Here is a 24947-nt window from a genome sequence, read left to right as displayed (position 1 = left end):
ATCGAGCGGAATTAAACAACCTGATTCAGCATCTCGGTTGACGGAAACATCGCGGCCGGGCCTCTTAGAGGGTGAGAGGAGTGGAACGACGGAACGCGAGGCGCTAGCCGAGTGGGTGGGACGCGAGATCCTGCCGCACGAACGCGACCTGCGGCTATGGCTGCAGCGACGGCTCGTCGCCGCGGCCGACGTGGAGGACATCGTGCAGGAATGTTATTGCCGCCTGGCCCAGCTCGATGACGTCGCGCACGTCACGACGCCGCGCGCCTATCTGTTCACCATGGCCCGAAACCTCGCGCTGCGGCAGCGCAAGCACGCACGCGTCGTCCGGATCGAAGCGCTGGCGGAAACCTTCGATGCCGAATCGGAAAGCGACCAGCTCTCGCCCGAACGGTTCGCGGCCGCACGCCAAGAACTCGAGCGCGTACAGGCGGCGCTCGCCACCCTGCCCGAGCGCGCCCGGCGGATTTTCCTTATGCGCCGGGTCGAAGGGCTGACCCAAAAGGAAATTGCGGCGGCGATGGGCGTGAGCGAGGCGGTGGTCGAGAATGACGCGAGCCGCAGCCTGCGCGCGATCCTGAAGCTGATCACCGAACCGGAACCCGAGCAGGGAAGATTGTCGGACGGAGGCGTTGCGCATGCGCGATCACGCTGAAGAGGCCGCCGCCTGGGCGCTGCGTCACCCGCTCGATGCGGCCGGACGCGCCGAGCTCGATGCATGGCTGGCACAGGATCGCCGCCACGCCGGTGCGCTGCTCCGCGCGCAGGCGGGGTTGAGTGCGATCGACCGTGCGGTGGCAGAGGGCACGGTGGCAGCGGGCGCGCCTATCGATGTTGCGCGCCCCCTTCCCCCCACGACCGCCCCGACGCGGCGGTGGCTACTCGCGGGCGCCGCCGGCGCGATGGCGGCGGGGATTGCCGGGATCGTCGCCTGGCCGCACCTGATGGTCGAGCGCGTGACGACCGCGCGCGGCGAGATCAGGCGGCTTCCGCTCGCCGACGGCTCGGTCGCCACGATCGACACCAGCAGCAGCTTGCGCGTCGCCATGGCGGACGACAGCCGCCGCATCGCGCTGCGGGAGGGACAGGCCTGGTTTCAGGTCGCCAAGGATCGCAAGCGCCCCTTCGTCGTCGATGCCGGCATCGCGCAGGTGCGCGCGGTCGGCACCGCCTTCTCGGTGCGCCGCACGGACAGCGGCGTGCGCGTCGCCGTCACCGAAGGCCGGGTCGCCGCATGGGCGACCGACAGCGGCGGGACGATGACGATCCTGGAGGCGGGGCAATATGCCACCTTCCGGCCCGGCGCGGCGGCACCCGAAATCGCGACCGAGCCCGCCGCGATCGAGCGATCGCTGGCGTGGCGCAGCGGCGAGATCGCGCTGGAAAACGAGACGCTGGGCAGCGCCGTCGAACAGTTCAACCGCTATAATCGCCAACAGCTGGTGATCGCGGACCCGGATCTGGCGAGCGCGCGGCTGGTGGGGCTTTTCCAGATCGACCGCCCCGCCGATTTCGCTGCGACGTTGACCGCCTCGCTCGACGTCGCCGTCACGACCACCCCCGGCGAGATCCGACTGGCGCGAAAAAAGAACCCGCTACCCTGACGGAAACCCGCCGGCGCGGACTCTTGGTATCGAGAGCGCACCGGCAATAGGGCGCCCGATGAAAAGGGGAGGATCGAATTGACGCACGCGCGTATTCATCTGCTGGGGACCGCCGCCGCAATCATATGCGGCGTGGCTTTGCCCGCCGAGGCGGCCGCACAAGTCCGCCGTTTCGACGTTCCCGCGCAGGCCGCGCAGACCGGCATCCCGATGTTCGCGCATCAGGCCGGCATCCAGATCCTCGCCCCCGGAGCCATTACCGAAGGCTTGCGGGTCAATCGCGTCAAGGGATCGATGGAGGTAGCCGCGGCGCTGCGGCTGCTTCTGTCCGGCACCGACCTGGTCCCGGTCAAGGTCGGCAACGCGTTCGTGCTGAAGCGCCGCGCGGCGGTCACGCAGGCAAGCCTGGCGGACACTCCCGCACAACAAGCCTCCGGCCCTGCAGCCGACACGCAAGCCGGCGAGGACATCGTCGTCACCGGCATCCGCGCGTCGCTTCAGGAGTCGATCAACGCCAAGCGCGAAGCACAGTCGATCGTCGACGTCATCACCGCGCAGGACATCGGCAAGATGCCCGACCAGAATGTGGCCGAAGCGATGAGCCGCGTGACGGGCGTCCAGATCAGCCGGCGCGAGGGCGACGGATCGAACTTCACCGTGCGCGGGATTTCGCAAAACCGGCTCGAGATCAACGGCCGCAACTATATCGGGCCGGGCAATGGCGGTAACGCGGCGCTGGAATCGGTGAGCCCCGAGATCATTTCCTCGATCCTCGTCATCAAGTCGCCCACCGCCGACATGCCCGAGGGTGCGCTCGGCGCGACGGTGAACCTCAAGACCAAGCGCCCGCTCGACCTCAAGGACTTCGTCGCCGCCGGACGCCTCCAGGGCGCCTATGCCGATCAGGCCGACCATGTCGGATATCGCGGCTCGGCGATGGTTTCGAAGAGTTTCGGCGAGCGTTTCGGCCTGCTCGCCAGCATCGCCTATTCGGACACGAAGACGCAGGGTCATTCGTTCGATGCCGGCGGCTGGACACAGACCGGCGCGATCGACGGCAATGGCGACGGCGTGGACGATCCGGGCCTGTACCGCCCGAACCGCTTCATGGCGCGCATCTTCAATCGCGCCGAACAGCGGCTGACGGTGAACGGCACCGCGCAGTGGCGCCCCACCGACACACTCGAAATCATCCTCGACGCGACCTTCAACCACCTCAAACGCCAGCGGAACAGCGTCAATTACCAGGTGTTGTTCAACAACAACGACACCGACGCGATCGTGAACGACAGCAACACGGTCGTCGCCGGCACCTTCACCGGCGTGACCCTTCGGCCGCTGATCTATGACGAGCCGACCGACCTCAAATCGACCCTGCTCGGCGGATCGGTCAAATGGGAGAGCGACCGCGCGCGCGTGAGCTTCGACATGTCCTATGCTCATGGCAAGGGCAGCGACGGCGGGCCGGGTGCGTCGTTCGCTTATGTGGTCGTGCCGCGCGCGGGCAACACCGCGAACGCGAGCTATGATTTCAGGGCCGGCAATCCGGTGCCGGATCTGTCGATCGACGCCAATTTCAACCCGAACGACCCGTCGCAATATCGGCTGCTGTCGATCTTCGACTATGACGCGGTGACCGAGAACAGCGGCTATGACGGGCGGCTGGACTGGGAATATCAGACCGAATGGGGCATCCTGTCCTCGGTAGAGACGGGGGTGCGCTACGAGCGCGTAAAGCTGCTCGCCGCCGATCCGCAGAACCTGCCCGTCGCGGCCAGCCTGCTCGCGGCCGGCGACACGAACGGCGACGGCATCCTGACCGTCGACGAGCTACCCGGGCTCAGCTACGGCAAGGATTACGGCACCTTCTTCCCCGGCGCCGACGGCGCCTTTCCCCGCGACCTCCTCGGCGGCACGCTCGACAAATGGGCGGCCCGCGATGGGCTGGGCCTTGCAAGGCCCGATCCCAACGACACGACGATCACCGTCGGTCCGACCTCGATCAAGGACGTCAAGCAGGATACGCTCGGCGCTTATGTGAAGGGCAATTTCGAGGGCGATATCGGCGGCCTGCATTATTCGGGCAACGCCGGGGTGCGCTATGTCAGCACGGCGCGCGCGACAAAGGGATTTCTGTCGCCGACCGCCACGACCATGACCAAGGCCGATTTCAACTATTGGCTGCCCAGCGCGAATCTGTCGATCGACTTCACCGACGATCTGACGCTGCGCCTGGCCGGGGCGGAGGTCGTTGCGCGGCCGGGCCTCAATCAGGTCAGCGCCAGCTTCGTGCCCAACACCGTCAGCATGACCGGCTCGCGCGGCAATCCCAATCTCCGGCCGTTCGAGGCGACGCAATATGACGCCACGCTCGAATGGTATTTCGCGCCCTCGAGTTCGCTTACCGGCGCGGTCTTTTACAAGAAGGTCGATTCCTTCACCGTCAACACCGTGACCCGCGAGTTCATTCCCGGCTTTTCCGAGCGGTTCGGGCTGTTCGACATATCGCAGCCGCAAAATGGCGAGGACGGCGACATCAAGGGATTCGAGCTCGCCTATCAGCAAGCCTTCCGCTTCCTGCCGGCGCCGTTCGACAATCTCGGCATCCAGGCGAACTACACCTATGTCGACAGCTCCACGCCGCTGGTCGATTCGATCACCGGCGAGCGACTTCCGCTCCCTGGCCTATCGCGCGACAGCTATACGCTGATCGGCTATTATGAGGACGACATCTTCTCGGTGCGCGCGGCCTATACCTATCGCAGCAAATATCTGAACTCGGTCGGCGGCGCGGCCAGCGGCGGTAATACCTATATCTCCGCGCGCGGTCAGCTCGACGCATCGGCGCAGATCAACCTGACGCCCAATCTGCGCCTGACTTTCGAGGGCATCAATCTGACCAAGGCGATCGACCGCCAGTATCTGGGCGAACCCGATCGCCTGACGTTCAGCGCGCAGGAGGATCGCCGGATCTTCTTCGGCGTAGCCGCCAGCTTCTGACCAAGAGGATCACCATGAACCGCAAGCGCTTCCGCGCCCTCGCCACCCTGTCCGCCTGGCTTCTGCCGATGGCGGCCCTTCCCTCTCCCGCGGCCGCCCAGCCGCATCCGCGCGCCGACATCGTCATTTATGGCTGCACCTCGGGCGGGGTTGTCGCCGCGATCGAGGCGCGACGCCTCGGCCGGTCGGTGCTGCTGGTGTGCCGCGAAGACTATCTCGGCGGCATGTCGACCAACGGCCTCGGCTGGTCCGACACCGGCAATCACCGCGCGATCGGCGGGCTGTCGCTCGAATTCTACCGCAAGGTGAAGCGATATTATGACGACCCGTCGGCCTGGGTCCACGCCCCGCGCCCCGCCCGGGCCGAGAATTTCGTCGATGGCGATGCGATGTGGCAGTTCGAGCCGAAGGTCGCCGAGCGCATCTTCGAGGATTGGGCAAAACAGGCGGGCGTCACCATCGTGCGCAATCAGCCGCTCGACCGGTCGAAGCGCGGCGTCGAGATGGACGGCAATCGCATCACCGCGTTCCGCTCTAAAACCGGGCAGCGTTTCGAGGGAAAAATCTTCATCGACGCGACCTATGAAGGCGACCTGATGGCCGGCGCGGGCATCAGCTTTACCGTCGGGCGTGAGAGCAACGCGACCTATGGCGAGACGCTCAACGGCGTCCAGCTCGCGAACACCACCAACCACCAGTTCACGCTCGAAATCGACCCGTATCGCTTGCCCGGCGATCCCTCGAGCGGGCTGGTGCCGCGGATCAGCGCCGAACGCCCGGCACGCGACGGCACCGCCGACCGCAAGATCCAGGCCTATACCTATCGCATGTGCCTGACCGACGTGCCGGCGAACCGCGTGCCCTTCCCCAAGCCCGCAGGTTATGACGCGAGCCAGTATATATTGCTCCAGCGCTATATGGACGCCGGCCACCGCGACTATTTCCGCAAGTTCGACCGCATCCCCAACGGCAAGACCGACACGAATAATTTCGGCGCCTTCTCGTTCGATAATATCGGGATGAACTATGGTTATCCCGAGGGCAGCGATGCCGATCGCGCCGCGATCGCGCGCGAGCACACGACCTATCAGCAGGGGCTGCTGTGGTTCATGGCGAACGACCCCGGCGTGCCCGCCGAGACCCGCGCGGAAATGTCGAAATGGGGCCTCTGCAAGGACGAGTTTGCCAGCACCGGTCACTGGCCGCGCGAAATGTATGTGCGCGAAGCGCGCCGCATGGTCTCCGACTTCGTGATGACCGAACCGCATTTGCGCGGCGCCAAGCCGACGCCGCGGCCCGTCGGCATGGGCTCGTACAACATGGATTCGCATAATGTGCAGCGGATCGTCGACGCGCGCGGCTTCGCCCGCAACGAGGGCAATATCGAGATCAGCCCCGGCCGCGCCTATCCGATCAGCTACGACGCGATCGTGCCGAAAAAGCGCGAAGCCACGAACCTGCTGGTCCCAGTCGCGCTGTCGGCGTCGCATATTGCCTATGGCTCGATCCGAATGGAGCCGGTGTTTATGATCCTCGGCCAGTCCGCGGCCGCAGCGTCATCGATCGCGATCGACGACCGGATCGCCGTGCAGGATGTCGACTATGACAAGCTTCGCGCAAGACTGACGTCGGAGGGGCAGATCCTCGAACTTGCGCACTGACAGGAACCCCGGACGCTAGACTCATTGCACTCGGCAATGAATCCCGGCGCCTAGTTACCAGAAGCGGATGGTGTGGGCTGCCTCTGGATCGCCGAAAGGCGCCATTGGCGCGGCGACACGCCGAATATCTGGCCATGCCAGCGGGTATAGGCGCCGATCGATCCATAGCCGAGCATCTCGGCAACATCGGTGATCCGCGTGCGCGGATTGGCGAGATATTGCGCAGAAAGTTGCATTCGCGCACGGTTGAGGAGATCGCTGAAGCTCGTCCCGTCGGCGTCGAGCATTCGTTGCAGCGTGCGCACAGTTGTTCCCATCGATTCGGCACAATATTGGACCGTGGCGCGTCCCGAAGGCAGCAAGAGCATGATCAACTGCTCAACCTCCTGTGCAGCCGTGCGCATCGCGGGGTTCATCACCGACGAGATCAGCTCGCGGGCATGACCGGCAAGCGCGGAATCGGCGCGCGCCGCGGGCCGGTCCAGATCGGCTGCGGCGATGACAAGGCCGTTGAACTCGCAATCGAACGTAACATCGCAATGGAACAGCCGCCGATAGACCTGCATTTCTGACGCCCGCGGCTTGCCGCGCGAGAAGCACACCGAGAGCGGCGACCAATTGTCGCCCAGCACGCTCGCGCAGAGGCGCACGAGAACGCCCAGCGCGAGATCGGATGACTGGCGATGCGGCTCGGGGCTGCTCAGCGCAAAATCTTCGCGTAGCACGACCTCCTCACCGAAAGGCTCGACATGCAGGACGAGCGTCGAGTTGATCTGGTTGCGAAATTCGGTGATCGCCTGAAGCGCCAGGCGGAGCGTCGGCTGGTGCGCGATCAACAGGCTGGCGACGCCGAGATTGGCGAGCGCGCGCTCCCCGGCCATGCGAAGGCCGAGCGTCTCACACCCTGTCACTTCGGCGCTGCGTTCCAGAAGGCGCATGGTCGCTCGCGCCGAGATCAATTGTTCGGGATTCGCGAACAGTTCAGGCGACAATCCGCATTCGCGCAGCAAGGGCCGCGGGTCGGCGCCCAGCCCCCGCATCGCCGGAAAATAGCCGGTCAGCGCCGCAACGCGGACGAGTTCGGCCACGCTTCTCTCCTCTGATCGCGCCCGTTGGCGTCTAATGCCAAAATTATGTCACGAAATGTGAAAAGTGCAAGCGGGCACTGCTCTACCCCCCATCGTAATGGGAGAGTGAGAGATGGCCAAAGCCGTTCGTTTTTATGAAGCCGGTGGACCCGAAGTGCTCCGGGTCGAGGATGTCGCGGTCGGCGACCCCGATCCGGGCGAGGTCCGCATTCGCCACGCCGCCGTCGGCTGCAACTTCGCCGACACCTATTTCCGCTCGGGCTATTATCCCGCGCAGCTTCCCGCCGGAATCGGCGTCGAGGGCGCGGGCGTGATCGAGGCCGTCGGCGACGGCGTCACCGATTTCGCGCCCGGCGACCGCGTCGCCTATAACGGCAGCCCGCTCGGCGCCTATAGCGAGGCGCGCATCATGCCCGCCGCGCCGCTGTTCAAGCTGCCCGATGTCATTTCGTTCGAGGACGCCGCCGCGTCGACGATGCGCGGCCTGTCGGCGACCTATTGGCTCGCGAAGACCAATCCGCGGATGAAGGCCGGCGACACGATCCTGCTCCACGCCGCGGCGGGCGGGGTCGGGCTGCTCGCGGTACAGCTTGCCAAGCTGATGGGGCTGCGCGTCATCGGCACCGTGTCGAGCGAGGCGAAAGCCGAAAAGGCGCTCTCGCTCGGCTGCGACGAGATCATCTTCTACCGCCGCGAGGATGTGGCGGCGCGGGTCAAGGAATTGACCGATGGCGAAGGCGTGACGACGGTGTTCGACAGCGTCGGCAAGGACACGTTCGAGGGCTCGCTCAAGTCGCTCAAGCGGCGCGGCGTGTTCGTCGCCTGCGGCACCGCGTCGGGGCCTTTCCCGCCGGTCGATGCGTTTCAGCTTCTGATGCAGGGGTCGGTCTATTTCACCCGCCCCGGCTTCGCCGACTATTATGCCGACCCCGCCGAGCGCGCCGAACTGTCGGACCTGTGGTTCGGCCATCTGGCCGCGGGCCGCGTCAAGGTCGAAATCGGCCAGCGCTACGCCCTTGACGACTGCGTCGCCGCGCATCGCGAACTCGAAGCCGGCCAGACGATAGGATCATCCATCTTCGTGCTCTGAGGGAGAGGGACGATGAAGATCGAAAAGCTCACCACGCATATCGGCGCCGAAGTCCGCGGCATCGACCTTGCCGAAGCGGCCCGCAGCGACGATCTGTTCGCCGAAATCCGCGCCGCACTGCTCGAACATAAGGTCCTGTTCCTGCGCGATCAGGACATCGCCCGCGCCGACCATGTCGCCTTCGCCAGCCGCTTCGGCGCGCTCGAGGATCATCCGGTGGTCGGCAGCGATCCCGAGCATCCGGGGCTGGTGCAGATCTACAAGGACGAGACCTCGCCGCCCGATTATTATGAGAATAGCTGGCATTGCGACGCGACCTGGCGCGACGCGCCGCCGATGGGCGCGGTGCTGCGCTGCGTCGCCTGTCCGCCCGTCGGCGGCGACACGATGTGGGCCAATATGGCGAAAGCCTATGCCGACCTGCCCGATCCTGTGAAGGCGACCATCGCGCCCCTGAAGGCACGCCATTCGATCGAGGCGAGCTTCGGCGCACGGATGAGCGAAGAACAGCGCCACGCGTTGAAGGCACGCTTTCCCGACGCCGAGCATCCGGTCGTCCGCACCCATCCCGAGACGGGCGAGAAGATCCTGTTCGTCAACGGCTTCACGACGCACTTCACCAATTTCCACACCGCCGAAAACGTCCGCTACGGTCAGGATTATGCGCCCGGGGCCAGCCAGCTCCTCGCCTGGCTGATCGGCCGCGCCGCGATCCCCGAATATCAGGTCCGCTGGCGCTGGCAGCCGAACAGCGTCGCGATCTGGGATAACCGCTCGACCCAGCATTACGCCGTCATGGATTACCCGCCCACGATCCGCCGCATGGAGCGCGCGGGCATCGTCGGCGACCGCCCCTACTGATAACGAAAAGGAGAGAGACAATGCAATTTCTCGACGACAGCCTGCTTCCCGAAACGCAGGACAAATTGGTCATCACCGTCGCGCCCTACGGCCCCGAATGGCATCCCGACGATTTCCCCGAGGATATTCCGCTTACGATGGAAGAGCATATCCAGAAGGCGGTCGATTGCTACAACGCCGGCGCCACCGTGCTCCACCTCCACGTCCGCGAAGAGGATGGCTCGGGGTGCAAGCGACTGTCGAAATTCAACGAGCTGATCGCCGGGGTGCGCGAGCGCGTGCCCGACATGATCATCCAGGTCGGCGGCTCGATCTCCTTCGCCCCCGAAAGCGACGAGGACGGGGCCGAAGCGAAGTGGCTGTCGGACGAGGTCCGTCACATGCTTGCCGACTTGAAGCCCGCGCCCGACCAGGTGACGATCGCGGTCAACACGACCCAGATGAACATCATGGATCTGATGACCGACGAGGAATATGGTCAGACCTCGCTCGCCAATCCCGCGCTGTATCAGGCGTATCGCGAGATGGTGGTGCCCGCGGGTCCGCAGTGGGTCGAGGAGCATCTGCGCCGGCTGACCGCGGCGGGCATCCAGCCGCATTTCCAGCTGACCTGCATGCCCGACATGGAAACGGTCGAGCGGCTCGTCCGCCGCGGGCTGTACAAGGGGCCGCTGAACCTGACATGGGTTGGCATCGGCGGCGGCTTCGACGGGCCGAACCCCAATAATTTCATGGAGTTCATCCGCCGCGCGCCCGACGGGTCGACCGTCACGCTCGAAACGCTGATGCGCCATGTGCTGCCGGTCAACGTCATGGCGATGTGCCTCGGCCAGCATGTCCGCTGCGGCATCGAGGACACGCTTTACGACCAGCACGGCAACAAGATGACGTCGGTGCAGGGGATCGAGCAGATCGTCCGCATCGCGAAGGAACTCGGCCGCGAGGTCGCGACCGCGAAGGAAGCGCGCGAGATCTACAAGATTGGCGTGCAATATAATTCGGTCGAGGAAACGCTCGCCAAGCTCGGCATGGCGCCCAACCGCCAGCCCGGCCAGCGCGCGCTGCCGCTGCGCTACGCGGCCTGAGGCGGGAGAGCGGTGATGGCTTTCGGCGGCGAGACGACAATCCTCTTCGTTCCCGGGCTTCGGGATCATGTCGAGGATCATTGGCAGACCCATGCCGCGCGGGCGATCCCCGGCGCGGTGACGGTCGCACCGCTCGCCGCCGACAGGCTCAGCCGCGCGGGGCAAGTCGCGGCACTCGACGCCGCGCTCCGTGCCATAACCGGCGAGGTGGTGATCGTCGCGCATAGCGCCGGGTGCCTGACGACGGTGCATTGGGCGCTCGCGCCAACGCGGACGATCCGCGCGGCGCTGCTCGTCGCCCCCGCCGACATCGAAAATCCGCTGCCCGCGGGCTATCCCGAACCGGGCGCGCTCAAGGAAGGCGGCTGGCTGCCGATCCCGCGCAAGCCCCTGCCCTTCCCGGCGCTCGTCGTCGCGAGCCGCAACGATCCGCTCGCGGCGTTCGATCGGGTTACGAGCTTCGCCGACGCGTGGGGCGCGACGCTGCACGACGCGGGCGAGGTCGGGCACCTCAATCCGGCGGCGGGCTATGGACCGTGGCCCGAGGTGTTCGGACTGCTCGATCGGCTCGACGATCATGCCCGGAGCGCGGTGCGATGAGCGCCACCCCCGTCAGCGATGCTATGCGCGCCGGCGGCCAGTGGAACGCCGCGTGGGACGAGATGGCGGCGCTCGATCCCGAATGGCTCGAAACCTTCCTCGCTGCGGGCACGTTGCCGCTGCGGCGCGGGGTGCTCGATCCGAAGATTTATGAATTTCTGGCAATCGCGGTCGATGCCTCCTGCACGCATATGTACGCACCGGGCACGCGCCGCCACATCGCCGCCGCGCTCGACAAGGGCGCGACGCCCGAGGAAGTGATGGCGGTGCTCGAAGCCGTCGCGGTGCTCGGACTGCATTCGGTCGCGCTCGGCGCGCCGATGCTTGTTCAAGAAATGAAGGCGCGCGGGCTGGCGATGCCCGGCGCGGCGCAGGATTGACATGATCGCGCCCACCGGCTTCCCGACAACGGATTGGAGACGGGCATGGCGGTAATGGCACCCACGGCGAACGGCGGCATTGCGGCCGGCGGACCGCGCGACACGACGCTCTATGGCTGGATCGTCTTCGCGCTGAGCTTCGGGCTCTTGATCTCCGACTATATGGCGCGGCAGGTGCTGAACGCGGTCTTCCCGCTGCTCAAGGCCGAATGGGCGTTGAGCGACGCCGAACTCGGGCTCCTGTCGGGCGTCGTCGCGCTGATGGTCGGGCTGCTGACCTTCCCGCTGTCGCTCGCCGCCGACCGCTGGGGCCGTGTGCGCAGCCTCGCGTTGATGGCGGCGCTGTGGAGCCTCGCCACCCTCTTCTGCGCGGTCGCCGCGAGCTATCATCAGATGCTTATCGGACGGATCATGGTCGGCGTCGGCGAAGCGGCTTATGGCAGCGTCGGCATCGCGGTCGTCATCAGCGTCTTTCCGCAGCGGTTGCGCGCGACGCTCTCGGCCGCCTTCATGGCGGGCGGGTTGTTCGGGCAGGTGCTCGGCGTCGCAATCGGCGGCGAGATCGCGGCGAGCCACGGCTGGCGCGCCGCCTTTGCCGTGATCGGGCTCGGCGGACTGTTGCTCGCCGTCGCTTATCCGTTGGTCGTCCGCGAAAAGCGGATCGCCGAGATCGCCGGATCGACCGCGCGCACCGCAGATACATCGGAGCCCGCGCCGCGCACCTCGCTCCGCGCGCTCTTCGCCAACCGCAGCGTGCGGCTCGCTTATTGCGCAAGCGGCGTTCAGCTCTTCGCTGCGGGGGCGCTCCCCGCGTGGCTTCCAAGCTATTTCAACCGCTATTATGCGATGCCCGTCGATGCGGCCGGACGCATGGCCGCGCTGTTCCTGCTCATCTGCGGCTGCGGCATGGTGCTGTGCGGCATGGCGAGCGACCGCGCCGCGCAGGGCCGGCCCGACCGCAAAATCCTGCTTGCCTCGGGCTATGGCTTCGGTAGCGCGATCGCACTCACCGTCGCGCTGATGCTGCCGCCGGGACTGCCCCAGCTTGTCCTGCTCGGCATCGCGATGTTCTTCGTCGCCGGGACGACCGGGCCCGCGGGCGCGATGGTCGCGAACCTCACCCCCGCCGCGCTCCACGGTTCGGCCTTCGCAACGCTGACGCTCGCGCATAATCTGCTCGGACTCGCGCCGGGGCCGATCCTGACCGGGCGCATCGCCGATACGATCGGCCTGCTCGACGCGCTGCGCTTCCTGCCGATCGCGGCCGTCATCGCCGCGCTGCTCTTCCTCGCCGCGCGGCGCAGCTATCTCGCCGACCTCGATACGGTCGCCTCCCAACCCTAGGAACCAGCATCATGCCATCATTCGCTGCGCGCGCCGCTGCCCCGGCGCCGGGCCTCGCCGTCGCGCTCGTCGTCGCCGCGACCGCGACCTTCCTCTCCGAACATTATGACGCGCCGGTCATGCTCTATGCGCTACTGCTCGGCATGGCGCTCAACTTCGTGACCGAGGCGCCGCGCGGACAGGCGGGGATCGATTTCGCCGCCAAGGGGCTGATGCGGATCGGCGTCGCGCTGCTCGGTTTCCGCATCGGCTGGGACCAGGTTTCGGCGCTCGGCTGGGGGCCGGTGGTGATGGTCGTGACGCTCGTCGGCGCGACGATCCTGATCTCGACCCTCGCGGCACGCGCGATGGGGTTCAACCCGCTGTTCGGTTTCCTGTCGGGCGGCGCGACCGCGATCTGCGGCGCCTCGGCGGCGATGGCCCTGTCCGCCGCGCTGCCGCCGAACCCGAAGAAGGAACAGGCAACGCTGTTCACCGTCATCGGCGTGTCGGCGCTGTCGACGTCCGCGATGGTCCTCTACCCGCTGATCACGCGGGCGCTCGGGCTCGACGATCATGCCGCCGGCGTCTTCATCGGTGCGACGATCCATGACGTCGCGCAGGTCGTCGGTGCCGGTTACGCCATCTCGCCCGATGCCGGTGACACCGCGACGATCGTCAAGCTGCTGCGCGTCGCGATGCTGCTGCCCGTCATCCTCGTCGCCGGGCAGATCAGCCGCCGCGAAGCCGGCGCAGCGGGCGGCGAACGCCCGCCGTCGTTGCCCTGGTTCGTCGTCGCCTTTGTCGCGCTGGTCGCGCTGAACAGCCTGATCCCCCTGCCCACAGCGGTGACCGAAACCGGAAGCCGGCTGTCTCACTGGTGCCTCGTCACCGCGATCGCCGCGATCGGCATGAAGACCCGGCTCGGCGATCTGGTGCAGGTCGGCTGGAAGCCCGTCGCGCTGATGGTCGGCGAGACGGTGCTGCTCGCCGCGATGGTGCTCGGCTGGCTCGCGCTCGTGCCCATGTGACGCGCATTGCAAAAAACCTGTCACGAAATGTGAAATATCGCCGCCCGAGCGCCGATAGCCTTCGATCAAAGATCACCAATAGATCATCCTGGGAGGGAAATATGAAGTCGATTGCCTGCACGAGCCTTGCCGCCTTCGCTGCCGCACTCGCGGCCATGCCTGCCGCCGCGCAGGAGGCGAAACCCGCCGACACCGCGAACGACATGGGCGACGCGATCGTCGTCACCGCGCAGAAGCGCGCCGAGAATATCCAGGATGTGCCGATCTCGATCGCCGCGGTCAGCGGCGAGACGATGGAGAGCGCCAACGTCCTCACCGTGATGGACCTCGGCCGCGTCGCGACCAATTTCCAGACCGTCCGTTCGTCGAACACCGGCTCGACGCGCATCGGCATCCGCGGCGTCGGCAGCCTCGCCAACACGCTGATCGAACCGAGCGTCGCGGTGTTCGTCGACGGCGTCTATGTCCCGCGCTCGGGCTCGATCCTCGGCGCCTTCCTCGATATCGACGGGGTCGAGGTGCTGCGCGGCCCGCAGGGCACACTGTTCGGACGCAACGCCAGCGTCGGCGCGCTGTCGATCCGCAGCGCACTGCCCGAGGACGAATTTTCGGGTGCGGTGTCGGCCGAAGCCGGCTCGTTCGACCGCTACAAGCTGTCGGGTCACATCAACGTCCCCCTCGGCGAGAATGTCTCGGCGCGCGTTGCGGCGATGGGGCAATGGTATGACGGGCCGTGGAAGAACGTCTACGACGGCAAGACCTATGGCGGGTCGGACGACGTCGCGGTGCGCGGCACGGTGAAGGCCGAGTTCGGCAATCTCGAATGGATCGTGCGCGGCGATTATACGCGGCTCGACGGCGACGGCGTCGTCAATTTCGACTTCGACCCCGCCTCGGTCGCCCCGGCGCGGCTCGCCTTCCTCCGCGCGGCGTTCAGCGGCGGCCCCGACACCAACCTCAACGACCGGGTGATGAACCAGTCGGTCGCCTCGGGCCTGCTCGACAAGAATTGGGGCGTGTCGAGCACTGCTTCGCTCGAAATCGGCGGCGGATCGACGCTGCGCCTCGTCAACAGCTATCGCAAATGGACGAACGACCAGCTCGACGGTGACATCATCTTCCTGCCCGTCCCGCTCGCGACGCGGCGCAACCTGTTCGATTCGGGCAGCCAGAACCACGAACTGCAATTCATCTCACCCGAACGCGAATGGCTGGGCGGTCATTTCGACATGGTCGCGGGGGTCTATTATTTCGAGGAGAAATTCGCCCTCGGCGAGCAGCTCAACATGGACACGCAATTCTGCAACGTCCTCGTCCCCGCGGGACCGGGACGCACCGCCTGCGCCGCCTATTTCGCGAGCACCGGCGGCGTCGCCGCGACCGATCAGGACGTGTATCAGAAGGTCCGCAGCATCGCGGCCTATGCGCAGGGCAATATCTATCTTTCGGACGCGCTCACGCTCACCCTCGGCGGCCGCTGGACCAACGACCGCAAACGCGGCAGCTATTCGCAGCTATCGAGCCCCTTCACCCAGACGATCCGCGCGCCCGAGATACTCGACTATCCCGGTCTTTCTGAAGGCCGCTTCACCTATCGCGTCAGCCTCAACTACAAGCCGGCCGACGACGTGATGCTCTTTGCCACCCATTCGACGGGCTATAAATCGGGCGGCTATAACTCGGGCGGCGGCATACCGTCGCTGTCGACCTTCGACCCGCAGGGCAATCTCATCTCGACGCGGCGCATCTTCGACCGCGAGACGGTCAAGAATTACGAGATCGGCGCCAAGACAAGCTGGCTCGATCGCGCGCTCACCGCGAACATCACCTTCTTTCGCATGGACATATCGGGCTTCCAGGATCGCGCCTTCGACGGAGTCAGCTTCGTCGTCCGCAACGCCGGAAACCTGCGCCAGCAGGGGTTCGAGCTCGACCTGAGGCTCGCCCCATCCGACCGCTTCTCGCTCTCGGGTTCGCTCGCCTATCTCGACTCCGAATTCACCGATTTCGCGGGCGCCTCGGGCCTGCCCGGTATCGGCGGGACGCAGGACCTGACCGGCAAGCCGAACAGTTTCTCGCCCCCCTGGTCGGGCAATGTCGCAGTCGACTGGAACGGCGATATCGGGTCGAGCGGATGGACGTGGGCGGCCAACGCCAACGTCTCCTTTGTATCCGACCAATATGTCGGCACGGTCAACGACGCCAATCCGCAATCGATCGCCGACGGCTATGCTTTGCTCGGTGCGCGGCTGACGCTGAACGGCCCCGACGACCGCTGGTCGCTCGCGATCTTCGGCAGCAACCTCACCAATACCCATTATCGCCCGCTCGCGGTCTATCAACCGCTCGGCGCGGCGCTCGGCCTCAACAACGGCGCCTTTCTGGGGAGCACGGCAAACCGCATCCTCGCGAACGAACCCCGAACCTATGGTGTCAACGCAACCGTCCGGTTCTAAAGCGATCGCTGCGGCACGGTACAGTGATGCCGTGCCGCAGCGTCTACGCCTCCGGTCCTGCTGCCAGCACGGCATGCACCATATGCCGCAACTGCGATGCGAATATGTCGTTCATGGCCTGCGCGGCCTCCGTGCCAAAGATGCCCCGAAAGGTCGGGCCGGACACGGCATGATAATTGACCGCGCCGAGCAGTTGAACCACGGTGGCGCGCAATTGGGCGTCCGAAGCGCCCGACCAGCCCGGCACGCCGCGAAGCATCGTTACAAGCTCGCCCAGAAACGGCTTGAGATACCAGGATCCGGCGCGTTCAGCCCGGACCTGATTGTCGAGGATTTCGCGCATCAAAAGTCGCGACCGCTCGATCCGCGGCGGCGTGTCGGAAATCATCGCGACGAGCCAGTCCTGCAACTGCCAGGCCGCGTCGGCTCCCGGTTCCGATGAAGCCTTCAGACCGGCCAGCTCGACCGCGATCTGTTCCAGCACCAGCCCATAGAGCCGTTCCTTGGTTCCGAAATGATGGAGCAGCGCCTGCTTCGTCAGGCCAAGCTCCGCCGCGATCTGGGCGATGCTGACTCCGTAGAAGCCGCGCTCCGCGAATAGCGCGCGCGCTTCCTCAATCATGCGGTCGCGGGTGGAAGCGGAGGTTTTGAAAGCCGTAGCCATGCGCCATGACTTGACGCCTACCGATCGGTAAGTCAACGTCCCTACCAACCGGTAAGGGGATTCGCATGGACCGCGGGGTCGAACTTGAACTCATCGATGAATTGCGGTCGCTCGCCGCGACCCGAAGCTTTTTCCTCGACGAGACCGTCGCGCAGAGCCCCGTCGAACAATATCTTGACGAAACACGCTTCACCCGCGAGCGCGAAGCGATCATGCGCCGCCTGCCTCAGGCCGCGGCGCATGTCAGCGAGCTCGCTGGCCCCGGCGCCTTCCTGCGCTGCGACGTCCACGGCCTTCCCGTCCTGCTGACGCGCGACAGGCAGGGCGCGGCGCATGCTTTTCTCAACGTCTGCCGCCACCGCGGTGCAAGGTTGGTCGAGGCCGCATCGGGTTGCGCGCATCGCTTCACCTGTCCCTATCACGGCTGGACCTATGCCAATTCGGGCCCGCTTGTCGGCGCCCCCCATTTCGAGAGCGGCTTCGGCGGGATCGACAAGACGGGTATCGGCCTGAAGCCGCTGCCGGTGCATGAAGCCTTCGGTTTCGTCTGGGTGGCGGGAGATGCCGGAGGCGGCTTCGACTTCGACGGCTATTTCGCGCCGCTCGCGGACGAGCTCGACGCGCTGGGGATGGCGGCAATGACGATCGCGGCCGAGGACCGCATGGTCTGCAACGCCAACTGGAAGCTCCTGATCGAAGGCGGAATCGAATCCTATCACTTCCGTGTCGCGCATCGCGACACCATCGGCCCCTATTTCGAGGACAATCTCTCCGGTTATCGTGCGTTGGGGCCGCATCTGCGCTCGGTCCTGCCGCGCACCGGCGTGGCGGCGCTCACCGATACCTCGCGCGATGGCTGGCGGATGCGCGACCATGCCAACCTCGTCTACACGCTGTTTCCGACGACGCAGTTGCTCGTCCAGCAGGATCATGTGGTCTGGATCAGGCAGGAGCCGCTCGCGCCCGGCCGCACCAGTCTTCGCCTCGCAACGCTCGCCCCGACCGGCAGCGAACCGGGCGAAGGGAAAGGCGACGGCCATTGGCAGCGCAACCACGCGATCACCATCAAGACGCTGGAGGAAGACATTAGGATCGGCGAAGGCATTCACGCCGGGCTGGCTTCAGGCGCGAACGATCATTTCCTGTTCGGACGGTTCGAGGGGGCGCTCGACCGGTTCAATCAAACGGTGATGGAGCATCTCGACACCGCCACCACAAGGAAACCCGCATGACCGACGTCCAGCATATACTACCGTTGCAACAGCGCATCATTCGCTCGGCGGACGGTCTCGACCTCGTCGTCGATCATGGCGGTCCGGCAGGCGCCCCGGCAGTGATCCTGCTCCATGGCGGGGGTCAGACGCGGCATAGCTGGAGCCGCGCGGTGGAGCGCCTGCGCTCCGAGGGATTGCAAACCCTGAACTTCGACGCGCGCGGGCATGGCGACAGCGACTGGTCGCCCGATGGTGCCTATTTCATCGGCGACCGGGCCAATGATCTGAAGGCTGTGGCCAGCCTCCTGCACGTCCCGTTCATCCTCGTCGGCGCCTCGCTCGGCGGCGCAACCGCGATTCACGCTATCCATAAGGGCTTGCGACCCGCGGGACTGGTGCTGGTCGATATCGCCCCTGAACCCGAGCCCCGCGGTATCGAGCGCGTCCTCTCCTTCATGCACAGTCACCGGAGCGGCTTCGCCTCGGTCGAGGAAGCCGCCGCCGCGGTCGATGCCTATAATCCGCACCGGCCCCGGACGCGCGATACGAGCGGCTTGATGAAGAATCTCCGCCGCCGCGACGACGGGCGGCTCTACTGGCATTGGGATCCGCGGATGCTGGACAGGCAGCGGTCGGACTCACTCGGCGCCTTGCCGGAAGCCGCCGAAACACTGGCCACCCTCCCCGACCTTCCCGTCCTGCTCGTTCGCGGCCTGTCGAGCGATGTCGTGAGCGATGCCAGCATCGCGGCGTTTCGCCGCCGGCTCCCCCGGCTCGAGGTCGCCGATATCGCCGGCGCGGGTCACATGGTCGCGGGCGACCGCAACGATATCTTCAACGATGCCATCATCGCCTTTTCCAGACATGCCCTGCACAAGGAGCATCATGCCTGATAATCCGGCCTCCGCATCGCCCGGTCAGCCCGCTATGCCGCCGCGATCACTGGGAGCATCCCCTGCGCGGCCTTCTTGTCCTTCTCTCCGGTGGACATATTGAACTCACCGGGGAGGATTCTGGCAACGTCAGTCGGCCAACGCTTCCGAACCTGCCACTTCGCGGACCCTTTTCTGCGGGATAAATTGAACACAGCTTCCATGCCTCCGTGTAGCAACTTTGTGTAGCAACGGAAGGTCAGAAACCTATGTTTTCTAGGGTTTTCAGCGCCCTTTGGGGCGGTGGTGGACAGGGCTGGATTCGAACCAGCGTACGGAAACCCGGGCAGATTTACAGTCCAACAGAACAGGTATTTCGATAGTTAGTGAAAGATGGAAAACCACGGATAATCTTGGATTTTTCGTGTCGGCGACGATTTGGAACGTTAGCAGAACATTGCGACGAATGGCGGCGTCATTACACATGATTTACACCACGAAAGCTGATGGCTGAGTAAACCCGCGTAGCCGCCCTATCCGTTGCCGGATTGCCGCCAAGTTCGGCACGGCTTGGTTATCCGCGCGGATCGATCGAGGCAAGACAGGCTTGCCTCGATCGGAAATCGCCGGACGCGCTTAGAAATGCCAGGCGACGCCGGCGAGCGCCTGATGCCGCTCGAACTTGGATCCGCTGCCACCGAGGTCACTGTAGCGATATTCGATGCGCGCGGAGATGCGATCGGTAACGAACCGCTCTACGCCGCCACCGATCGTCCAGCCGTCGAAATTATCCTTGCCGCTACGCGGCCCCTCTAGGTCGAGGAGGCGGGCTGACGCGCGGACATTTTCATAACCGCCGCGCGCGTAAACGAGTGTTTTATCGGTGACGAGATAGCCCGCACGAACGCCCAGATCGAAACCATATTCCGGATTTATGCTGGCCATCGCATCCTTCTGAGACCGGGCGACGCCGTCATCGAAGCCGAAATTGACCGCCCCTTCCGCAGAAACGACGATCCGGTGGACCGGCTCGATATTATAGCCGAAGAATATGCCCGCTGTGGCTGCGTCGCGCGACCGATCGACCTGTGCCGTGCCAACATCGGTGTCGAGTTGACCAAGCTTGTTCTGGGTCCAGCCGGCCTGAGCCCCGACATATGGACCTTCGAAGGACTGAGCTGCTGCGGGTTGCGCGTAGCTCGTCGCAGCAAGACCGAGCGCAAGGGGTATAAGAAGATATTTCATCGTAAATCCTTTGGTCAGTGTGGGGGGAGAAGATGATCCTCAGGCGGCTTGCCGGCGTTTGGGCAGGAAGTTCCCGTCGATGCCGCCGGGCCAGGGAGTCACGGTTTCACCCGCGACCATCCAGCGGCCGCTGTCCTTACGCAGCCGCAGTTCGTACATTGCAGCAGGCGCTTCGGGGCTCATGCGGCGATAAAGGATCGCGGTCGCATGATCGCCCTGTTGTTCGACGTGAAGCACCCGATGTTCGGTCGACAGCGGCGGTTCGCCGGCGTCGCGGCGCGAACGGAATTCGGCCAATGAGTCGGTGCGGCTGACCCGCGTGACCTCGCCATTGCTGCCAAGCACCAGAAAGCTCTGGTCGGCCGTGTACAGCTGTTCCATGCCCTCGATGTCATAGGCGCTGCCGACATGAACGACGTCATGGATCAGCGTATCGATCGCGGGGTCGATGGTAGATTTGGTCATGGTATTTCCTTTCATTTGGGGAGATGCGGAGTCAGATCAGTGCCATTCCGCCGTCGACGCGCAGGTTGATGCCGGTGATGAAACTGCTCGCGTCCGACGCGAGGAAAAGTGCGGCCTGTGCGAGTTCTTCGGGACGACCGAACCGGCCAAGCGGAATGGCGCCCGCCATCATCGCTTCGAAACCTTCGATATCCTCGGGTGCGATGCCGAGCTTTTCGATGATCGCCGTATCGGTCGGTCCGGGGCTCAGCATGTTGACGCGGATACCGCGCGCCTTGAAATCGAGCGCCCAGCTCCGCGCGAAAGCGCCGATCGCGGCTTTGGTCCCGGCATAGACGGGATGGCCGTCGAGCACCTTGTCGCTCGCGAGCGACCCGAGGCAGATGATCGATCCGCCGTCGCGCAGGACGGAGGCCATGCTCTGCACCCCGAAAAAGGTGCCGCGCGCGTTGATCGCGAATTGCGTGTCATATTCGGCCTCGGACACATTGTGCGAGTCCGTGATCGTGATCACGCCGGCGTTGGCGATATAGATATCGGCGCCGTCGAAGCGTTCGCGGACGAAATCGGCCAGCAGCCGATGATGCGCGGGATCGGCGGAATCACCCTGGATGCCGATCGCGCCGGCGCCTATTTCGCGCACGGCGTCATCGACTACCTGCTTGCGGCGGCCGGTGATCACCACCTGCGCGCCTTCTTCGGCAAAAAGCTTCGCGGTCGCGAGGCCAATGCCGCTGTTTCCGCCGGTGATCACCGCCACCTTTCCTTTTAAACGAGACATGGTCATTACCTTTTCATTGCAGATGGACGCGATATGGCGGTTCCAGAGAGGCAAATAAGGGTGGACAAAGGCACATCACCTTTGCCAAAAACTCTCGAATGAAATCTCTTGAGCACGCCACAGGCCTGCTGGCCTTCGTCCGCGCCGTCGAAGCCGGATCTTTCAGTGCCGCGGCCCGGCTGGCCGGATCGACGCCCTCTGCGATATCAAAAAGCGTGGAACGGCTCGAACGCCAACTCGGGATGAAGTTGTTCCTCAGATCGACGCGGTCGTTGTCGCTAACGGCGGACGGCGCTGCTTATTACGAGCGTATCGCGCCGTTGCTTCAGGCGCTTGAGGATGCTGACGAAGTGCTCGGAGACGCGGGCAGCGCGCGCGGACGGCTGCGGATCAGCCTGCCCGGAATATTGGGCCCGATCCTTGTTGATGCGCTGACGCGGGACTTTGTCTCGCTTTATCCCGACATCGCGCTGGAAATCAGCATCACGGATCGTCATGTCGACCTCGTTCGCGAAGGTTTTGATGTGGCGCTGCGCGCTGGCGAAGTGAATGCGGTCGACTGGATCGCTCGCTCGCTCGGCAAACTGTCACTCATCCTCGTAGCATCCCCTGCATATCTTGAACGCAGCGGGGCGCAGGCTTCGGTCGAAGATATCGCCGAAGCCGCACATATCCGCTATTTGTTGGGATCCCGCGCCTCACCGATCATTTTCGCCGATGGCTCAAGATTGGATACGGGCAGCGTCCTTGATACGGATTCCGGTCAGGCGATGCGAATTGCAGCACTGAACGGGATCGGGATAGCACAATTGCTGCGCGCCGCCGTGGCGGAAGACCTGGCGACGGGGCGGCTCGTCGAGATATTGCCAGCGATGCCGCTCGCGCCGGTTCCGGTGCAGACGCTTCATGCTTTTGGCAGATTTCCGCCGCTGCGCGTCCGTCTGTTCAACGACTTCATCGCGATGGCGTTGGCACCGCACACGGCGAAGGGCTGACGTCCAAGAGGACATCAGGACGCCGATGGATGCGCCGCGCCCAGGCCGATCCGCACTCGGGGCCACAGAATGATGAGGCTGTCGCCTGTTCCAGTTCAGCTCCGGCCTCTTGGTACATTCAAACCATCAACTCTCGCACCTAATTCCAAGGCCGCTTCGCCTTACCTTTCGGCTTCGATCTCATCCGACGTACCTCACGTTCGATCCAGGAGCCCTTCATGCCGACCATTCAGCATCCCCTCAATTCCGGTTTTAACGCCTTCACGACAGCCCAGCAGATCATGGAGGGAGTCGATCTTTCGGGAAAGACCGCGATAATTACTGGCGGCTATTCGGGGCTTGGGCTGGAAAGCGCCAGGGTGTTAGCGGAAGCGGGTGCCCATGTCATCGTGCCGGCTCGAGACGTCCCGAAGGCGCTCGCGCAAACCGCCTCGATACCACGGCTCACCGTCGCGCCGATGGACCTACTCGATCGCACATCCGTCGACCGGTTTGCCATGGATTTTCTGGTGTCAGGCGCGCCCCTCGACATCTTGATCAATAGCGCCGGGATTATGATCCCACCCCTGTTCCGCGATGCTGACGGTAATGAAGGTCAGTTCGCGGTGAATCACCTCGGCCATTTTCGATTGGTGCAGCAATTGCTCCCGGCGCTCCAAAATTCGGGAAGTGCGCGGGTCGTGTCCGTCTCGTCCCGCGGCCATTTCCACGGTGCGATGGATTTCGACGACCCCGCCTTCGTGAAACGTCCCTATGACGCGTCGGTCGCCTATGGTCAGTCGAAGACCGCTAACGCCCTGTTCGCGGTCGCCCTCGACGCACGTTATCGGGACCGTGGGATCCGGGCTTTCTCGCTTCACCCCGGAGCTATTCTGACCGGACTCATGCGCCATACACCGTCGGAAACTCTCCTCCGACACAATATCATGGCCGACAGCGGCGCCGCCATCATCGATCCGGCGAACGACCGGAAGAGTGTGCCCCAAGGTGCCGCGACCCAGCTTTGGTGTGCGGTCAGCACCCAACTTGAGGGAGTTGGCGGCGTTTATTGCGAAGATTGCGATATCGCGCCCGTTGCCGCGGAGGGGGCGACGCGGGGCGTGAAGCCGTGGGCGAGCGATCCCGAACTCGCGGACCGTCTTTGGATCCTTAGCGAACGACTGGTTGGATGATGCGCATTGGGAGCGGAGTGCGACCGCCCCAGCCGCCGGAGAGAGAGGGCATAACCCAAGGCCGAGCGCCCGCACGATGCCCCGTTCCCTGGGTGAACTCAGCGCTCCCTCCTCATTCTGACGACCGGCAAAGGATGGAGCCTCCGACATGGCCAGCGCATCCCGGGCGAAATTTGAAGGAGACATTCCATGACCCCGTTCAAAGTGCAGATACCGCAAAACGCAATCACCGACTTGAAAGCTCGGCTTGCCTTGACCCGGTGGCCGGACCGCGAAGTCGTTGATAACAAGAGTCAGGGGGTGCAACTCGAAACCGCCCGCCAACTAATCGATCATTGGCGGTATCGCCATAACTGGCGGCGCTTTGAGGAGCGCATAAACCAACATCCCCAGTTTCACGCGAAAATTGACGACCTAGACATCCATTTCATCCACGTCCGGTCGCCACGGGCAGGCGCGCTCCCGGGCATACTGACGCATGGCTGGCCGGGTTCGGTAATTGAGTTTCTCGACAGTATCGGTCCGCTGATCGACCCCGAGGCATATGGAGGAAACGCCGCAGATGCCTTTAACGTCGTTATTCCGTCGATACCGGGTTACGGATTTTCGCAGCATCCGACCGTCGCCGGATGGAATGCTGAACGCACCGCAAGCGCGTGGGGCGTTTTGATGAGAAAGCTCGGATACACGCATTGGGTCGCTCAAGGAGGCGATTGGGGGTCCCTGATCACCCACCGCCTGGCCCAGCTTCGCCCGGCAGGCCTTGCTGCCGCGCATGTGAATTTACCGCTCGTCTTTCCGGCGGTTGATCCGGTCGATCCAAGCGACGAAGAAAGGCACGCGCTCACCAGCATGGCGGATTTTCAAAGTGATGGCACCGCCTATGCGAACCTTCAGGGAACGAGGCCTCAGACGCTCGGCTATGGCTTGGCTGATTCACCGGTCGCACAAGCGGCATGGATGTTCGAGAAGATTGATGCTTGGTCGGGCAATGACGGTCACGAAGGACCGCCGGTGGCGTTCGATGCGATCCTCGACAACATCTCGCTCTACTGGTTCACGAACACGGGCACTTCGTCCGCGCGATATTATTGGGAAGTCTTTCGCACCGGCTTTGGCGGCTATTCCGCCGGCCAGATCGATCTGCCAATGGCGGCGACGATCTTTCCCGGCGAATTTTACCGTGCTCCACGCATCTGGGCCGAGCGAGAGTGGACGAATCTGTTCTACTGGAACACGGTCGAACGCGGGGGCCACTTCGCCGCCTGGGAGCAGCCGAAAATCTTTGTCGAGGAGGTTCGGAAGGCGTTTCGACAATTCCGGTAATGCTTATGTCGATTGGCGACGGGTGTCAGGCCGC

22 protein-coding genes are annotated in these 24947 nt (G+C 64.5%); 17 read left to right on the top strand and 5 right to left on the bottom strand.

The window, feature by feature from the left end:
• The first annotated feature begins 37 nt into the window (after positions 1-37).
• From V8J55_RS20650 to V8J55_RS20635, 4 genes are all read left to right on the top strand, one after another.
• Complete coding sequence (locus tag V8J55_RS20650; RefSeq protein WP_336447451.1) at positions 38-655, top strand: RNA polymerase sigma factor; 618 nt, start codon at positions 38-40, stop codon at positions 653-655.
• Positions 639-1604, top strand: a complete 966-nt coding sequence (locus tag V8J55_RS20645) for a FecR family protein (protein ID WP_336447450.1) — start codon at positions 639-641, stop codon at positions 1602-1604. Before V8J55_RS20650 ends, V8J55_RS20645 begins: the two co-directional genes overlap by 17 nt.
• Before the next feature lie 78 nt (positions 1605-1682).
• On the top strand, positions 1683-4604 hold the full coding sequence (locus V8J55_RS20640; protein ID WP_336447449.1) for a TonB-dependent receptor: 2922 nt from the start codon (positions 1683-1685) through the stop codon (positions 4602-4604).
• Between the two features lie 14 nt (positions 4605-4618).
• Entirely contained in the window at positions 4619-6265 is a 1647-nt protein-coding gene (locus V8J55_RS20635) for an FAD-dependent oxidoreductase (protein WP_336447448.1), read from the top strand.
• A gap of 50 nt (positions 6266-6315) precedes the next feature.
• Here the strand turns inward: V8J55_RS20635 and V8J55_RS20630 are convergent, their stop codons facing one another.
• On the bottom strand, positions 6316-7353 hold the full coding sequence (locus tag V8J55_RS20630; RefSeq protein WP_336447447.1) for an AraC family transcriptional regulator: 1038 nt from the start codon (positions 7351-7353) through the stop codon (positions 6316-6318).
• A gap of 112 nt (positions 7354-7465) precedes the next feature.
• Here V8J55_RS20630 and V8J55_RS20625 point away from each other — a divergent pair, with 112 nt between their 5' ends.
• The 8 genes from V8J55_RS20625 (at position 7466) to V8J55_RS20590 (ending at position 16179) form a co-directional block, all read left to right on the top strand.
• On the top strand, positions 7466-8443 hold the full coding sequence (locus V8J55_RS20625) for a quinone oxidoreductase family protein (protein ID WP_336447446.1): 978 nt from the start codon (positions 7466-7468) through the stop codon (positions 8441-8443).
• A 12-nt stretch (positions 8444-8455) separates the two neighbouring features.
• A complete protein-coding gene (locus tag V8J55_RS20620; protein ID WP_336447445.1) occupies positions 8456-9304 on the top strand; it encodes a TauD/TfdA dioxygenase family protein in 849 nt (282 codons plus the stop codon).
• Between the two features lie 20 nt (positions 9305-9324).
• Positions 9325-10389, top strand: a complete 1065-nt coding sequence (locus V8J55_RS20615; protein WP_336447444.1) for a 3-keto-5-aminohexanoate cleavage protein — start codon at positions 9325-9327, stop codon at positions 10387-10389.
• A 15-nt stretch (positions 10390-10404) separates the two neighbouring features.
• Positions 10405-10989: an RBBP9/YdeN family alpha/beta hydrolase gene (locus tag V8J55_RS20610; RefSeq protein WP_336447443.1), complete on the top strand. Its 585-nt coding sequence runs from the start codon at positions 10405-10407 to the stop codon at positions 10987-10989.
• On the top strand, positions 10986-11369 hold the full coding sequence (locus V8J55_RS20605) for a carboxymuconolactone decarboxylase family protein (protein WP_294048180.1): 384 nt from the start codon (positions 10986-10988) through the stop codon (positions 11367-11369). Before V8J55_RS20610 ends, V8J55_RS20605 begins: the two co-directional genes overlap by 4 nt.
• Positions 11370-11414: 45 nt before the next feature.
• Positions 11415-12713, top strand: coding sequence for an MFS transporter (locus V8J55_RS20600; protein ID WP_336447442.1), 1299 nt, complete (start codon positions 11415-11417; stop codon positions 12711-12713).
• Positions 12714-12724: 11 nt separating this feature from the next.
• Positions 12725-13723 (top strand): YeiH family protein, encoded by a 999-nt coding sequence (locus tag V8J55_RS20595; RefSeq protein WP_336447441.1) that lies wholly within the window; start codon positions 12725-12727, stop codon positions 13721-13723.
• Positions 13724-13824: 101 nt separating this feature from the next.
• A complete protein-coding gene (locus tag V8J55_RS20590) occupies positions 13825-16179 on the top strand; it encodes a TonB-dependent receptor (protein ID WP_336447440.1) in 2355 nt (784 codons plus the stop codon).
• Positions 16180-16222: 43 nt separating this feature from the next.
• On the opposite strand, the gene V8J55_RS20585 is transcribed toward V8J55_RS20590, so the two are convergent.
• Positions 16223-16843: a TetR/AcrR family transcriptional regulator gene (locus tag V8J55_RS20585; RefSeq protein WP_336447439.1), complete on the bottom strand. Its 621-nt coding sequence runs from the start codon at positions 16841-16843 to the stop codon at positions 16223-16225.
• 65 nt (positions 16844-16908) lie between these two features.
• Between V8J55_RS20585 and V8J55_RS20580 the strand changes: the two genes are divergently transcribed.
• On the top strand, positions 16909-18075 hold the full coding sequence (locus tag V8J55_RS20580; RefSeq protein WP_336447438.1) for an aromatic ring-hydroxylating oxygenase subunit alpha: 1167 nt from the start codon (positions 16909-16911) through the stop codon (positions 18073-18075).
• On the top strand, positions 18072-18950 hold the full coding sequence (locus V8J55_RS20575; RefSeq protein WP_336447437.1) for an alpha/beta fold hydrolase: 879 nt from the start codon (positions 18072-18074) through the stop codon (positions 18948-18950). Before V8J55_RS20580 ends, V8J55_RS20575 begins: the two co-directional genes overlap by 4 nt.
• A gap of 615 nt (positions 18951-19565) precedes the next feature.
• On the opposite strand, the gene V8J55_RS20570 is transcribed toward V8J55_RS20575, so the two are convergent.
• Genes V8J55_RS20570 through V8J55_RS20560 form a run of 3 tightly spaced genes read right to left on the bottom strand, consistent with a single transcriptional unit; the run spans position 19566 to position 21420 of the window.
• Positions 19566-20174 (bottom strand): outer membrane protein, encoded by a 609-nt coding sequence (locus tag V8J55_RS20570; protein WP_336447436.1) that lies wholly within the window; start codon positions 20172-20174, stop codon positions 19566-19568.
• Between the two features lie 39 nt (positions 20175-20213).
• Positions 20214-20639 carry a hypothetical protein gene (locus tag V8J55_RS20565; RefSeq protein ID WP_336447435.1) on the bottom strand — a complete coding sequence of 142 codons (426 nt, stop codon included), beginning with the start codon at positions 20637-20639 and terminating at the stop codon, positions 20214-20216.
• 31 nt (positions 20640-20670) lie between these two features.
• Complete coding sequence (locus V8J55_RS20560) at positions 20671-21420, bottom strand: SDR family NAD(P)-dependent oxidoreductase (RefSeq protein WP_336447434.1); 750 nt, start codon at positions 21418-21420, stop codon at positions 20671-20673.
• Positions 21421-21518: 98 nt separating this feature from the next.
• Here V8J55_RS20560 and V8J55_RS20555 point away from each other — a divergent pair, with 98 nt between their 5' ends.
• The 3 genes from V8J55_RS20555 (at position 21519) to V8J55_RS20545 (ending at position 24913) form a co-directional block, all read left to right on the top strand.
• A complete protein-coding gene (locus V8J55_RS20555) occupies positions 21519-22415 on the top strand; it encodes a LysR family transcriptional regulator (RefSeq protein WP_336447433.1) in 897 nt (298 codons plus the stop codon).
• A gap of 218 nt (positions 22416-22633) precedes the next feature.
• Entirely contained in the window at positions 22634-23587 is a 954-nt protein-coding gene (locus tag V8J55_RS20550; protein ID WP_336447432.1) for an SDR family NAD(P)-dependent oxidoreductase, read from the top strand.
• A 189-nt stretch (positions 23588-23776) separates the two neighbouring features.
• Positions 23777-24913: an epoxide hydrolase family protein gene (locus tag V8J55_RS20545; protein ID WP_336447431.1), complete on the top strand. Its 1137-nt coding sequence runs from the start codon at positions 23777-23779 to the stop codon at positions 24911-24913.
• The last annotated feature ends 34 nt before the right edge of the window (positions 24914-24947 follow it).

This window comes from Sphingopyxis sp. CCNWLW2 (genome assembly GCF_037095755.1).
In the GTDB taxonomy this organism is placed as follows: domain Bacteria; phylum Pseudomonadota; class Alphaproteobacteria; order Sphingomonadales; family Sphingomonadaceae; genus Sphingopyxis.
The sequence above is the reverse complement of the archived record's forward strand: the minus strand, read 5'-3'. Positions and strand labels throughout refer to the sequence as shown.